The 13358-nt window shown below is 70.5% G+C and carries 11 protein-coding genes; 7 read left to right on the forward strand and 4 right to left on the reverse strand.

Annotated elements, in window-relative coordinates; all coding sequences use genetic code 11:
* The 3 genes from Pen02_RS14510 to Pen02_RS14520 all read left to right on the forward strand — a co-directional run bounded on the left by Pen02_RS14510 (nucleotide 1) and on the right by Pen02_RS14520 (nucleotide 1934).
* Complete coding sequence (locus tag Pen02_RS14510; RefSeq protein WP_203866526.1) at nucleotides 1-909, forward strand: PfkB family carbohydrate kinase; 909 nt, start codon at nucleotides 1-3, stop codon at nucleotides 907-909.
* Nucleotides 910-1095: 186 nt separating this feature from the next.
* Nucleotides 1096-1458, forward strand: a complete 363-nt coding sequence (locus tag Pen02_RS14515; protein WP_203866527.1) for a metalloregulator ArsR/SmtB family transcription factor — start codon at nucleotides 1096-1098, stop codon at nucleotides 1456-1458.
* On the forward strand, nucleotides 1455-1934 hold the full coding sequence (locus Pen02_RS14520) for an SRPBCC family protein (protein WP_203866528.1): 480 nt from the start codon (nucleotides 1455-1457) through the stop codon (nucleotides 1932-1934). Before Pen02_RS14515 ends, Pen02_RS14520 begins: the two co-directional genes overlap by 4 nt.
* A gap of 147 nt (nucleotides 1935-2081) precedes the next feature.
* Here the strand turns inward: Pen02_RS14520 and Pen02_RS14525 are convergent, their stop codons facing one another.
* Together Pen02_RS14525 and Pen02_RS14530 are read right to left on the reverse strand one after the other, a co-directional pair.
* Nucleotides 2082-3002, reverse strand: coding sequence for a sigma-70 family RNA polymerase sigma factor (locus Pen02_RS14525; protein ID WP_239140666.1), 921 nt, complete (start codon nucleotides 3000-3002; stop codon nucleotides 2082-2084).
* 25 nt (nucleotides 3003-3027) lie between these two features.
* Nucleotides 3028-4218, reverse strand: a complete 1191-nt coding sequence (locus Pen02_RS14530) for an NAD(P)/FAD-dependent oxidoreductase (protein ID WP_203866530.1) — start codon at nucleotides 4216-4218, stop codon at nucleotides 3028-3030.
* Between the two features lie 592 nt (nucleotides 4219-4810).
* Between Pen02_RS14530 and Pen02_RS14535 the strand changes: the two genes are divergently transcribed.
* On the forward strand, nucleotides 4811-6373 hold the full coding sequence (locus Pen02_RS14535; RefSeq protein ID WP_203866531.1) for a non-reducing end alpha-L-arabinofuranosidase family hydrolase: 1563 nt from the start codon (nucleotides 4811-4813) through the stop codon (nucleotides 6371-6373).
* Nucleotides 6374-6609: 236 nt separating this feature from the next.
* Here Pen02_RS14535 and Pen02_RS14540 read toward each other — a convergent pair whose 3' ends face one another.
* Nucleotides 6610-7485 (reverse strand): alpha/beta fold hydrolase, encoded by an 876-nt coding sequence (locus Pen02_RS14540; RefSeq protein WP_203866532.1) that lies wholly within the window; start codon nucleotides 7483-7485, stop codon nucleotides 6610-6612.
* A 157-nt stretch (nucleotides 7486-7642) separates the two neighbouring features.
* On the opposite strand from Pen02_RS14540, the gene Pen02_RS14545 reads away from it, so the two are divergent.
* Together Pen02_RS14545 and Pen02_RS14550 are read left to right on the forward strand one after the other, a co-directional pair.
* A complete protein-coding gene (locus Pen02_RS14545; protein ID WP_239140668.1) occupies nucleotides 7643-8002 on the forward strand; it encodes a PadR family transcriptional regulator in 360 nt (119 codons plus the stop codon).
* Nucleotides 7999-8901 carry a hypothetical protein gene (locus Pen02_RS14550; RefSeq protein ID WP_203866533.1) on the forward strand — a complete coding sequence of 301 codons (903 nt, stop codon included), beginning with the start codon at nucleotides 7999-8001 and terminating at the stop codon, nucleotides 8899-8901. The genes Pen02_RS14545 and Pen02_RS14550 overlap by 4 nt, the downstream gene beginning before the upstream one ends.
* Nucleotides 8902-9023: 122 nt before the next feature.
* On the opposite strand, the gene Pen02_RS14555 is transcribed toward Pen02_RS14550, so the two are convergent.
* Complete coding sequence (locus tag Pen02_RS14555) at nucleotides 9024-10316, reverse strand: serine hydrolase domain-containing protein (protein ID WP_203866534.1); 1293 nt, start codon at nucleotides 10314-10316, stop codon at nucleotides 9024-9026.
* Nucleotides 10317-10989: 673 nt separating this feature from the next.
* Here Pen02_RS14555 and Pen02_RS14560 point away from each other — a divergent pair.
* On the forward strand, nucleotides 10990-13269 hold the full coding sequence (locus tag Pen02_RS14560; RefSeq protein ID WP_203866535.1) for a putative bifunctional diguanylate cyclase/phosphodiesterase: 2280 nt from the start codon (nucleotides 10990-10992) through the stop codon (nucleotides 13267-13269).
* Nucleotides 13270-13358 lie beyond the last annotated feature (89 nt).

Raw genomic sequence — 13358 nt, forward strand, 5'->3', positions numbered from 1 at the left:
ATGAGCACCGTGGTCGTCGTCGGCTCGGTCAACGTCGACCTGGTGGCCGTGGGCGACCGCATGCCGCTGCCCGGCGAGACCGTCGTGATGTCACGGTTCACCGAGACGCACGGCGGCAAGGGCGGAAACCAGGCCGCCGCTGCGGCCACCCTCGGCGCGACCACCCACCTGGTCGCCGCCCTCGGCGACGACCAGCGGGGTACGGCCGCCCGGGCCGACCTGGCCAACCGAGGGGTGCTCGTCGACGCGGTGTCGACGGTTCCGGGTCCGACCGGGATTGCCATCGTCCTGGTCGACGAGGCGGGGGAGAACTCCATCGCCATCGTCGCGGGCGCCAACGCCGAGGTGACCCCGGCACTGGTCACCTCGGCGTTGGCGGACGTGCGGGGCGACGACGTCGTCGTGGTCGCCTGCCTGGAGGTCCCGCTCGACGCCGTCCAGGCCGCTGCGGCGACCGCGCGGGCACGCGGCTGGTGCTTCCTGCTCAACCCCGCCCCGGCCCGCCCACTGCCGGCAGCCCTGCTCGGGCTCGTCTCGGTACTCACGCCCAACGAGTCGGAACTGTCCGCGCTCGGCGGAGTGGACCGGCTGCTCGGGATGGGCGTGCAGGCCGTGGTGGTCACCCGGGGCGATGCCGGGTGCACGATCCACCCGGCCGGCGCGGACCCGATCTCCGTACCCGCCTGCCCGGCAGCCGTCGTCGACACCACCGGCGCCGGAGACGTCTTCACCGCCGCCCTGGCGGTCGCACTCTCCGAGGGGCAGCCGCTGGACGAGGCGGCCCGTTCGGCGACGGCGGCCGGAGCGATCGCGACGGAGGGCTTCGGCGCCCGTGGTTCCGTGCCGAGCCTGTCCCAGGTACGGGCCCGGATGACCGAAAGGGCAACGCCGAACCACCGGAATCGGTGATCGCCCGGGTACCACGGCATCCTGCTCGGTGCTCGGTGCTCGGTGCTCGGTGCTCGGTGCTCGATGCTGTGGCCGGTGGTCGGTGGTCGGCTTCGTGACTGCCCGGGCGCCCTGGTGCGGGCTGACTGAAGACGGTCTCGGTCGTTGGCGTTGCCAAAAGCGTAACGTGTCGGTTACGCTTCCTCTGTGGACGAGGTGGCCGGTGCGATCGCCGATCCGGTACGGCGGGAGATCCTGCTGATGCTGCGCGACGAACCACTCACGGCCGGTCAGATCGCCGACCGGTTCGTGATCAGCCGGCCGGCCGTCAGCCGTCACCTGCGCGTCCTGCGCGAGGCCGGCCTGGTGCGCGACACGGCCGACGGGCGCCGACGTGTCTACACACTGGTCACCGCCCCGCTCGACGAACTGACCGGGTGGCTGGGGCGGCTGACCCGCCCGGCCGGCTGGCAGCACCGCCTCGACGCACTGGAGACCGAGGTCTACCGCACCCGCCGCGAGCGGCACACGGCCGCCGCGCAGCACCCGTCTCAGAAGGAGACCGCATGAGCCCCACACCCACCGGCCGGCTGCTCGGCGACGACCTCGTGCTGACCCGCACGTTCCGCGCTCCCATGGCCGACGTCTGGGCGAGCCTGACCGATCCGGCGCGCACGGCACGCTGGTTCGGCCCGTGGCAGGGCGACGCGGCGCCGGGACGCACGATCAAGGTGCAGATGGCGCACGAGGAGGGCCAGCCCTGGATGGAGTTCACCATCGACGCGTGCGAGCCGCCACGTCGGCTGGCGGTCTCCGCCGTGGACGAGCACGGGAGCTGGCACCTGGACATGGTGCTGGTCGAGAGTGCGGGCGTGACCGAACTGCGGTTCACGCAGCACCTGACCGATACCGAGGGCGTCGGCGACGTCGGTCCGGGCTGGGAGTACTACCTCGACGCGCTGGTGGCGTCGCGCGACGGCCAGCCGATGCCGAACTTCGACGACTACTACCCGGCGATGAAAGAGCACTTCGAGGCGCTGCGGTAGCGAAGGTCTCCGACGGCCCGCCGACGCTCGTCGGCTACGACGCAGCCGGGGCGGGGCGGCCGAGCACGCGCTACCGGACCTGAACCGGGTCGACAGGTGACGGCGCCGCGCCGCGCGGCGGTGGAGTCGGTGCGACACGCGCTCCGGTCACCACGACGTGAGGAGGGAGTCGTCGTGCTCGCGCCGCTGCCATTCTTCGGCGAGGCGGGCGAGCCGACCCGGGCCGGCCATGCCGCGGACGACCGCGACCTTGTCGTCGCGGACGTCCAGGACCACCACGCCGACGACCCGATCCTCGATCGCGGCGATCACGGCGGGGGAGCCGTTGACCACACCGGCATGCATCGCCAGGGGGCCGCCGACCAGTTTCCGCTTCGCCCGGGTCGGCTTGAAGCCGGCTCGCAGGGCGGCGGCGACCCGCTCCGGTACCGAGTACCGCAGCAGTTTTCCGGCCTGCCCGGCACCGTCGGAGATCGCGGTCGCGTCGTCGGTGAGCAGTGCGACCAGTCGTTCGGTGCGGCCGGAGGACGCGGCGTCGACGAAGGCTTCGACGATTCGGCGGGCGGCGGCGAGGTCGATCTCACCGACGACGCGCTCGGCGGCGATCCGGCGCCGGGCGCGGTGGGCGTACTGCTGGCTCGCGGACTCGGTGATGTCGAGGATCCCGGCGATCTCCGCGTGCGTGTGGGAGAAGGCCTCGCGCAGGACGTAGACGGCCCGCTCGACCGGCGGGACGCGTTCCATCAGCGTCAGCACCGCCAGGGTCACCGATTCGCGCTGCTCGACGGCGTCGGCGGGGCCAAGCATCGGGTCGCCGTCCAGCAGGGGTTCGGGCAGCCAGTCGCCGACCGCCCGTTCGCGGCGCATCGTCGCCGAACGGAGCCGGTCGAGGGAGAGGTTGGTGAGCACCTTCGTCAGCCACGCCTCGGGGACCTCGATGTGTTCCCGGTCGGCGGCATGCCAGCGCAGGAACGTGTCCTGCACCGCGTCCTCGGCGTCCGCGGCCGAGCCGAGGAGACGGTACGCGAGCGAGGCCAACCGGTTCCGGTTGGCCTCGAAACGCTCCATCGAGGCAATGTCCATGCGGGTCGCGTCAGTTGGCGACCGGATGGGCAGTGCGGAGCGGCGCTGTCGTCAGGCGGTGTCTGCGAGCCGGCAGTCCGTACGTCGGGTTGCTCATGTTCCACGCGGCGCCCCTGAGCACGAATGCCTTCAGGCGCGCTGCCGGACGGCCGCGCAGTGCCCAGGACTTCGCGCGTGCCTCGCCGTCGACGGCCTGGAAGACGGCGTCCCTGCCGCCGAGACTCACGCAGTTGCCGAGGTATGCCAGCGACGTCTTCGAGATCTTGTGACCGGTCAGGTCCCCGACGATCGCTGCCGTCGCCTGCATCCTGGTGAATCCGGCCGAGGCGCACGACATCGGCAGCGGCCTACCGTTGTCGCCGATGGCGTACGCGCTGTCACCGGCGGCGTAGACCTCCGGGTGCGAGACGGAGCGCATCATCCGGTCGACCGTGATCCGACCGTCGTCCTCGACCCTGAGCCCGCTGGCGGCGGCGATGGGATGGACGGCGAAACCGGCCGCCCACACCGACGCGTCGGCGGCGAAGACGGTGCCGTCGGCGGCGACGGCACCGGATTCCTCGACGCGCGTGATGGTGGTGTGCTGGTGGACGGCGATGCCGAACCGGTCGAAGGCGCGCAGTAGGTGACGACGCCCCTTCGGGCCCAGCCAACCGCCCAGCTCGCCGCTGGTGGCGAGGGTGACCCGGAGCCCGGGACGGGATTCGGCGATCTCGGTGGCGACCTCGATCGCGGTCAGGTTGCCGCCGACGACCAGCACCGTTCCGTCCTCGCCCAGCTCGTCCAGACGGCGGCGCAGCCGCAGCGCCGCCGGCCGTCCGGCGACGTCGAAGGCGTGCTCGTGCACGCCCGGCACGCCCTGGTCGCCGACGGTGCTGCCGAGCGTGTAGAGAAGGGTGTCGTACTCGATCCGGTCCTCGCCCTCTCCGCCGGTCACGGTGACGGTTCGCTGCCCGGCGTCGACGGCGGTGACGCGCGCCAGTCGTAGCCGGATGCCGGTGCCCGCGAACATCTCCGCCAGCCCGTGGCGACGCGGCTCCTGGCCGGCCGCGAGCTGGTGCAGGCGCATCCGCTCGACGAAGTCGGGTTCGGCGTTGACCACGGTGATCTCGAAGTCGTCCGGGTGGAGGTGGCGGGCAAGGTATCCGGCTGCGGAGGCTCCGGCGTACCCGGCGCCGAGGACGGTGATGCGGTGCCGCATGTCTCTGCTCCCGTCTGTTCGCGTGCCTTCTGAACGGGACGGCACCCGAATTGCTGACAGAACCCGGCTATGACGTGGGTCACCACCATCTGGGCGGCGGTTGCCCGCCCGCCGGGCCGGCGCCCCCTGTCCGTGCCCGTGCCCGTGCCTGTGGAGCACCGCGACCGCGCGGCACCGGCATTGATAACGGAAAACTGCTCTTGGGTTTCTTTGGCGGGCAATCCGATTCCCTCCCGCGAAAACTGTTATCAGGCGCCGCTGTACGAGTCGGGCTTTGTGGAACCTGTCCGCATTGGGCGATGGGATGCTCGGCCCGTTATGCATTGACATCCACCTCTTGAATGACTCGAAACAATCTGGCAATATGTCGTACGTCCGCCTGAGCGGCTCCTCCGTGTCCCACTTGACGTCCTCGGGGCAATCCGGGCCAATCATGTTAGCGGTAACACCGTTCGGTTCCCGTACCCCCGGAAGGACAGATCGCCGGCCACCCCGCGCCTCTGCCCGTGCCCGTTCCGGGAATGCGAGGAACGCCACCACTCCCACCCGTGGCTCACCGCGCCCCGGGTGGTTCGGGTAAAGGAGAAACACCATGGATGTCGTGGCGCAGGCGCCACCAGTTCCGCCGGCTCCAGGGCCGGCCCGCCAGAGTACGGTCCGCGTTCCGCGACGCCGCGGGCGGTTTGCGCTCGTCGTCGCCCTGGTGGCCGCCCTCGTCGCCACCGCTGCGGTCGCCTTCGGTCCGGCGCCGGCATCGGCGGCGACGGTCGACACGAGCGCGTGGTACGTGTTGGTCAACCGCAACAGCGGCAAGGCCCTGGACGTGTACAACCTCGCCACGAACGACGGTGCGCGGATCGTGCAGTGGGCGCGGAACAACGGCAACCAGCAGCAGTGGCAGTTCGTGGACTCGGGCGGCGGCTACTACCGGCTGCGGTCGCGGCTGTCCGGCAAGGTGCTGGACGTCTACAACTGGTCGACCGCCAACGGTGCCAGCATCGTGCAGTGGGCCGACAGCAACGGGGCGAACCAGCAGTTCCGGTTGGCCGACTCCGACGGCGGCTACGTCCGGCTGATCAACCGGAACAGCAACAAGACGGTGGAGGTGCAGGGCGCCTCGACCGCCGACGGCGGGAACGTCGTGCAGTACGACGACTGGAACGGCAACAACCAGCAGTGGCAACTCGTCCGCGTCGACGGTGGCGGCACCCCCACCACGCCGCCGACGACACCGCCGCCGTCGGGCACCTGCAACCTTCCGTCGACGTACCGCTGGACGTCCACCGGCGCGCTGGCGCAACCGAGGTCGGGGTGGGTCTCGCTCAAGGACTTCACCTACGCCCCCTACAACGGCGGGCATCTGGTCTACGCGACGACGCACGACACGGGTACGACCTGGGGCTCGATGAACTTCAGCGTCTTCTCGAACTGGTCCAACATGGGCTCGGCCAGCCAGAACGCGATGTCCTCGGCCACCGTCGCGCCCACCCTCTTCTACTTCGCCCCGAGGAACATCTGGGTACTCGCCTACCAGTGGGGTGGGACCGCCTTCTCCTACCGGACGTCGAGCAACCCCACGAACGCGAATGGCTGGTCCTCGCCGCAGACGCTCTTCACCGGAAGCATCTCCAACTCCAGTACCGGGCCCATCGACCAGACCCTCATCGGCGACGGCACGAACATGTACCTCTTCTTCGCCGGAGACAACGGCAGGATCTACCGGGCCAGCATGCCGATCGGTAACTTCCCGGGCAGCTTCGGCTCCAGCTACACGACGATCATGACCGACTCGACGAACAACCTCTTCGAAGGAGTTCAGGTCTACAAGCTCCAGGGCCAGAACCGGTACCTCATGCTCGTCGAGGCGATCGGCTCCCAGGGCCGCTACTTCCGGTCGTTCACCGCCACCAGCCTCGGCGGCTCCTGGACCCCACAGGCCACGAGCGAGAGCAGTCCCTTCGCCGGCAAGGCCAACAGCGGCGCCACCTGGACCAACGACATCAGCCACGGCGAACTGATCCGCAGCAACGCGGACCAGACCATGACGGTCGACCCCTGCAACCTGCAACTGCTCTACCAGGGACGTTCGCCCAACTCCGGTGGCGACTACGGTCTCCTGCCCTACCGGCCGGGTCTGCTGACCCTGCAACGCTGATGAGGTGACACAGGTCCGGCTCGGACCTTCCCGGTCGTTCGCGGGCGACGGCGTGTGCCGGCTCGGGTGAGCGTCGTCGCGGCCGGCGATCAGGATCGGGTGGAGCTGGCGCGGGCGGGCTCGGTTGCACGGCCGAGCCCGCCTCGGGCCGGCCAGCGCGTCTGGTCGGCGCTCGACCCCGGCCTGACCACCACACGTACCGGCGCTGTTCCGCTCGCCCCGGACGCCCGCGACGATCAGGCGCCGTCGAGTACCTCGCGAAGCCGCGCCGCGAACTCCTCGGGCTTGCCCGCGTAACCGAGCTGACCACCGAGGAAGCCGCCGTGGTGGCTGGGGAACACGGCAGCCTCCTGACCGAGCAGCGCCGCGATGCCCAGGGCGGTACGCGCCGTGTACGTCTCCGCCGACTCCTCGCCGACCGCGATCACGATCCGGGTCGGTGCCGCGTTGAGCACGCTCGCGTCGGGCCGGTAGTCGGTGACCGCCCACGAGTTCTTCGACAGCAGCGGATCGTCGCGCGTACCGTCGTCGTCGGTCGACATGCCGAACATCGCCGGATCGGGCGCCGGCTGCGCGAAGTATGCCTCGGTGAATTCGCCCTGCCAGGACGTCATCGCGATGAACGCGGCCATGCCCGCGCCGGTGCCCTTCGTCTGGTACGCCTCGTGGAAGGCTGCGCGGGCGCGCTCGGCGGCCGTGGCGTCGGGAAGTACGGCGTTGATCGGCGGCTCGTGCGCCACCAGCGTGACGACGTCGCCGGGGTAGGCCGCGACCCACTCCAGGGCGGTCACCGCACCGCCGCTGCTGGCGAACACGTCGACCGGACCGGCGCCGAGCGCCTCGACCAGCAGGTGCAGGTCGCCGGCCTGCTGCTGCGGCGTGTGGTCGAACCGGCCGTCGTTGCGGACGCTGCGGCCCAGCCCGCGCGGGTCGTAGGTGACGACCGTGCGGTCCGTGAAGTGTGCGGCGAGCGCTTCGAAGCCCTCCGCCGTCATCGGCTGCCCGATCATGAGCAACGCGGGATGCCCGCCGACCGGGGGCAGCGGGCCACGGACGTCGTAGACCAGGTCGACGCCGGGTACGGCGAGAGTATGCGTCTGGATATTCGTCATGCCGGTGAGCCTACGGTCGGTGAGGAGGGATCGTGGTGCGGTGGGCGCAGGTCGCCGACCGCGCTCGACCAGCACCTTCCGTGGGTCGGCCGGGCTCCGTCGCCCGGTTCGGAGACACGCTTGACTAATACATCGATCATCTAGATATAGTGGTGTCATGAGTCGAAAGAAGCCGGGGCTGCCGATGCGCGAGCCCACCTACTTCATCCTGGCCGCCCTTCAGGACGAGCCGTTGCACGGCTACGCGATCGTCAAGCAGGCGGAGGAGTTGTCCGGCGGACGGGTACGCCTGTTGGCGGGCACTCTCTACGCCGCGTTGGACCGGCTCACCAGCGAAGAGATGGTGCGGGTGGCGGAAGAGTCGGTGGTCAACGGCCGCGCCCGCCGCACCTACGAGCTGACCGAGCAGGGGCTGGTGGCACTGCGCGAGGAAGCGGAGCGGATGGCGGCAGCCGCACAGGCGGTACGCGGTCGGCAGGTGCGGTCGGTCGCGGCGGTTCGGACGGTGCTGACGTGACCGACCTCGAACGTCGTTACCGGTGGCTGCTGAAGGCGTACCCGCGCTCCTACCGCGAGTACCGCGCGGACGAGATCCTGGAGATCGTGCTGGCCGGCGCCGACGAGAAGCAGCGGCGGCCGAGCGTACGGGAATCGTGGGCTCTGGTGGTCGGCGGTCTGCGCGCCCGCACCGGCGTGGACCGACTCGACGCCCGGGCAGCCCGTTCCTCCACGTTGCGGCTGTGCACCCTGGCACTACTCATCTACGGGCTGACGCGTTGGACCGAAACGCCGATTTCCTGGCTTGCGGCTCTGTCGTCCGAGCACCCGTATCCCATACTCCCGTGGCACGTCGTCATGCCCACGACGCTGGCCATCGCGATCCTCATGACGGCGTGGGGTAGGTACAGGTCGGCGTTCGGCGCAATGGTGGTGGCGGTGCTGACGTCGCTCTGGGAGGTCAAGCCGTGGTCGTCCCCCGGCCGCGCCGAATACTTCTGGTACGGGTCGGACACCCTTGTCTGGTCTCTGCTGCTGCCCTTGCTGGCCCTGCTCCCACTGCTCCGGGCGCCACGAAGGGCCGTGACGAGGCCGTGGATCTGGCCCCTGCTCGGCGTGCTGGCAGTCGCGGCATCGACGCCAAATCCGATCAACGGTTGGTCGGACGCTCCGACGATGTCCCTCTACGCGTTCGCGCTGCTGGCTGTCGTCGCCGCGCCGATCGACGCACGGATGCCGGCTGTCGCCTTCACGCTTCTCCTGGTCCCGGCCCTGACCCGCGCCACATTCCACGTGCTCATCGTCGGAAAGGCCCCGGTGCTCAGCATTTCCGGTACCCCGCTGCTCATTCTCGTCGGACTCATGGCGGCCACGCTCGCCGCCGGCATGATCGCGGGCCGCCGCCAGGCCCGCGTGTAGACCCGGAAGTCGTCACCGCCTCCCCGGCCACCGACCGCGGCGGCACCGCATACGCACCAGGCCACGCCCGAGCGGGGCGTGGCCTGGCGCGTGTCCCACCTGCTCGACGACGGGCCGGATGTCTAGTCGTCGATCGCCTGGTACGTCGTGGTCCAGAAGTCGTGGATGAGGCGTGCCGCGTTCGGGACGGACATTCCGACCTGGGTGAGCAGGATTCCGGTGAGCTGGTTGTCGGGGTCGGCGTAACTGGAGGTGCCGCTACCGCCGTCCCAGCCGAACTGGCCGACGGGCGCGTAGTCGCCACGGTAGGTGCGGACGGCCATTCCGAAGCCCCAGCCGCCGTGCTGGCCCTGGCCGAACGAGATGTGGACGTTGTCGCGGGCCATGGCGGTCCGGGCGGCCTGCTGCTCGGGGGTGAGCCGGTTGGTGGTCATCAGCTCGACGGCGGGTCGGGACAGGATCCGCTGGTTGCCGTGCGTGCCGTGGTTGAGCAGCATCCGGAAGTAGGCGTGGTAGTCGTCGACGGTGGAGACCAGTCCACCGCCGCCGCCGGGGAACGCCGGAGGCTGGCCCCACCGTCCGCCCGCAGCCTCGTCCCACACCGTGAACTCACCGGTCTGTGGGTTGGGGGCGTAGAGGATCGGCAGTCGGTCGATCTTGTCGGCGGGTACGTAAAACCCGGTGTCTTTCATACCCAGCGGGTCGAAGACGCGTTCGCGCAGGAAGGTCTCGAACGGCTGGCCGGTGACGCGGGCGACGAGGACGCCGAGAAGGTCGCTGCCGATGTGGTACTGCCAGCGTTCTCCGGGCTGGTGCATGAGCGGAAGTGTGCCGAGGCGGCGCAGCCACTCGTCGGGCTCGGGCATCGGCTCCGGAAGGTCGGGGGTGAGGCCCTGTTCGAAGATCGCGCCCATGATCGGGGTGCCGAGGGAGGTCATGTCCATGCCGAGCCCGAACGTGGAGGTCAGCACGTCCCGTACGATGATCGGCCGCCGGGCGGGCACCGTGTCGTCGAGCGGGCCGTCGATCCGTTTGAGTACCTGCCGGTCGGCGAGTTCGGGTAGCCACGGTTCCACCGGGTCGTCGAGCCGGAGCCGGCACTCGTCGAGCAGGACCATCGCCGCCGCGATCGATACCGGCTTGGACGTCGACGCCATCCGGAAGATGGTGTCCCGGCGCATCGGCGCGCCGCCGTCGTGCCGCATCGTCCCGATCGCTTCGACGTGCGTCTCGCCGCCCCGGCTGACCAGGGCGACCAGCCCGGGAATCGTCCCGGAGTCGACGTGCCGGACCAGTACGTCGCGCAGTCTGCGCAGCCCTGCTCCGGAGAAACCGCTGCGCCGGTCGGCAAGGGTGGTGGACCTGGTGGTCCGTTCGTCCGCGAGTCGTGCCGAGGAGGTGCTGTTCTTCGTCATGCGACCACCATCGGCGTCCGGCCCGCCACGCCACTGACACGTCCCTGACACGATCACTGACGCGTGGTGCAACTCGGCGGCGCGCGGCGGAACCGACCTCGATCCAGCCGTTCGATGGGATGGTCGGGGATGCGCGATGTCGTCACGGTGGAGCCGGCGACGGGCGGGGTCGCCGCAGGCCGTCGGCCTCGACGCGGCAGTGCGCGTCGGGGAGGAGCCGGCCCCGAATCGGTTCGGAATGGCCGGACAGGATGTCCGACGGCTCGTGAGTCGGCGCGTCGAGACTGACCGGCGGGTAGACCCGACTCGCACCGACCGGCGATGGGTGGCCTCGCCAGCGCCATCGTCTCTCCGCGAAAGCCGGTGACCCCATTTCGAACTGCTCTCGCAGTCGTTCCCTAACGCATGTCGCATTCTGCGGTTGTTGGGCAGAGCCGTAGGTGCCTCGCTTGTCGGGCAGCACTTTCCGGCGAAGCCTGTCGTGCGGTGCCCACCCTCGAAAGGCGTCGTAGCGCGGTGCGTCCATCGGGGGGTTCCGCACGTTCGGGTGAGGTACGGTCGACAATTGGCGGGATATTGTCTGGCCGTGACGCCAGAGGCGCTTCGGTCAACGGCGAGTCCCGCGGTCGATTTCGCTGGTGCGAGGGATTGTCAAGCTGCCCGGCGATATCTGATGGCCACCACCGCAGTTGCCGCCCTCGGCACCGCCTGGTGCGTGGCACACCTCACCGTCGGCGCCGGCACCGAGGCGCTCGCGTACATTTTCGTGCCGCTCGGCGGCGTGCTCGCCACCGCGTCCGTCCTGCACATGCTGCGCGGCGGCGCTCTCGATCCGGTCGCCCGACGGTTCTGGCGCGCCGTGCTCGTCGCGGCGGCAGTGATCACGATCGGTTACGGCTGGCTGGCGGTGGACATGCTGACGCACGCCGCCCAGGCCCGTACGCGCAGCATGCCGTTACCGGCCGCGGCCTGTGTGGCGATCGGGTTCGGCATCGCCATCTGGGCGGTGGCCCGGGTACCGGTCGTCCTGACCCGGGGCACCGAGCGGTGGCGCGTGGTGCTCGACCGTACGATCGCGTTCCTCGGCTGCGCGACCACGCTGTGGTACGTCGGGTTGGCCCCGATGCTCTCCGCCGACGAGCCGTGGAGCCCGCAGGCGATGGTGCTGGTCGGGTTGGCGTTCCTGGTCACGCTCGGCGCCGCGACGAAGGTGTCGTATGTCGCGGGCGGCCCCGTCGACCGCGCCGCGATACGGCTCGTCGCGGCCAGCGGTGGCGTCATCGCCGGCATCGTGGCCGTGCTCGCGGTGCGGTTCGGGTACGCCGCCGGCATCCCGGCCCAGGCGATCGTCATGCCGCTGACCCCGGTGCTGGTCACGGCGGGGGTCGCGGCGCAGCGGCGGGCCGTACTCGGGGCTCGTCGCGGTCCGGCCCGAGGTGGCGTGCTGCTGCCCTACCTGGCCGTGGCGGCGATCGACCTGCCGCTGGTCGCGGTCGCGTTCGGTGCGCGGTTGAGCTGGCCGGTCCGGATGGTCCTGGTCGCCGCCGTGGTGGTGACCGGGCTGGTCGGGGCCCGGCAGTTCATCGCGTTCCGGGAGAACGCCCGGCTGCTTCGGAACACGCGCGTCCAGGAGGAGCGGCTTCAGTACGAGGTCAGTCACGACGGTCTGACCGGGCTGGCCAACCGGGCGCTGTTCCGGGACCGGCTCGCGACCGCGCTGGCCACGACGGCGCCGGCGTCGGTGCTGCTGGTGGACCTGGACGACTTCAAGACCGTCAACGACCTGCTCGGCCACGGCGTCGGGGACCGGTTGCTGGTCTCGGTCGCGCAGTTGCTGCGCGCCGAGGTCGGGGACGACGGCCTGCCGGTGCGGGTCGCGGGCGACGAGTTCGCGGTGCTGCTCACCGGCGCCGACGCCGACCCGGAGGAGCTGGCCGGCCGGTTGCTGACCGCCCTCAACCGGCCGATCAGCGAGCACCGTCTGCTGGTGCAGGCCAGCATCGGCATCGCCACCGCCGTGCCCGGCGCCACCGTCGACTCGGTACTCCGGGACGCCGACGTCGCGATGTACACCGCCAAACAGCGGGGCAAGGCGAGCTTCGTGCGGTACGTCCCGGGCATGGGGGAGCCGGTGTTGGCGCACATGCAGCTCGGCGGCGAGCTGTGGCGGGCACTGGGCAACAACGAGTTCCGGTTGGTCTACCAGCCGATCCTGCGACTGGACAGCGACCGGGTGGTCGGTGTCGAGGCGCTGGTCCGCTGGCATCACCCGAGTCGTGGTGTCGTCGGCCCGGCCGAGTTCATCCCGGCGGCCGAACGGACCGGTCTGATCGTGCCACTGGGTCGGTTCGTGCTGCGGGAGACCTGCCGCCAGGCGGCGGCGTGGTCGGCCGAGTTCGGCCCGGAGGCGCTCGAGGAGGCGGGGCTGAACGTCTCCGCGCGGCAACTGCACGACCCCGACTTCGTGTCCGACGTGACCGCCGCGCTCGCCGACAGCGGGCTGCCGTGTGAGCGGCTGGTGCTCGAGGTGACCGAGTCGGCGGTACTTCGCGGTCAGCAGGTCTCCCGGGCGCTGTTCGAACTCGACAGTATGGGGATCCGGCTGTCGCTTGACGACTTCGGCACCGGTGAATCCTCACTGAGCCTGTTGCGCGCCTTTCCGGCCGCGATCGTGAAGCTGGACAAGTCGTTCGTCGACGGTATCGAGATCGACGACGGTCAGGCCGCCGCTGCCGACGCCCGGCAGGCGGTCGCCCGGGCGGTGATCCAGCTCGCCCACGCGTTCGGCCTGGACACCATCGCGGAGGGGATCGAGAACGCCGAGCAGGCGGCCGTACTCCGTCAACTCGGTTACACCCGTGGCCAGGGCTACCACCTGGCCCGGCCGATGACCGCCGAGGGCGTGTCCCGGCTGCTGGCCCGCCAGCAGGCGGTGCTGGCCGCAGAGCACTGAGGCGACAGCCCGTCCGGCCCAGATCCGTGACGATCCGTGCAAGGCGCGGGAAATCCGGCCCCGGCGGTGCCTCCGCCGCGAGGACCGGA

The sequence above is a fragment of the Plantactinospora endophytica genome, assembly GCF_016862915.1.
In the GTDB taxonomy this organism is placed as follows: domain Bacteria; phylum Actinomycetota; class Actinomycetes; order Mycobacteriales; family Micromonosporaceae; genus Plantactinospora; species Plantactinospora endophytica.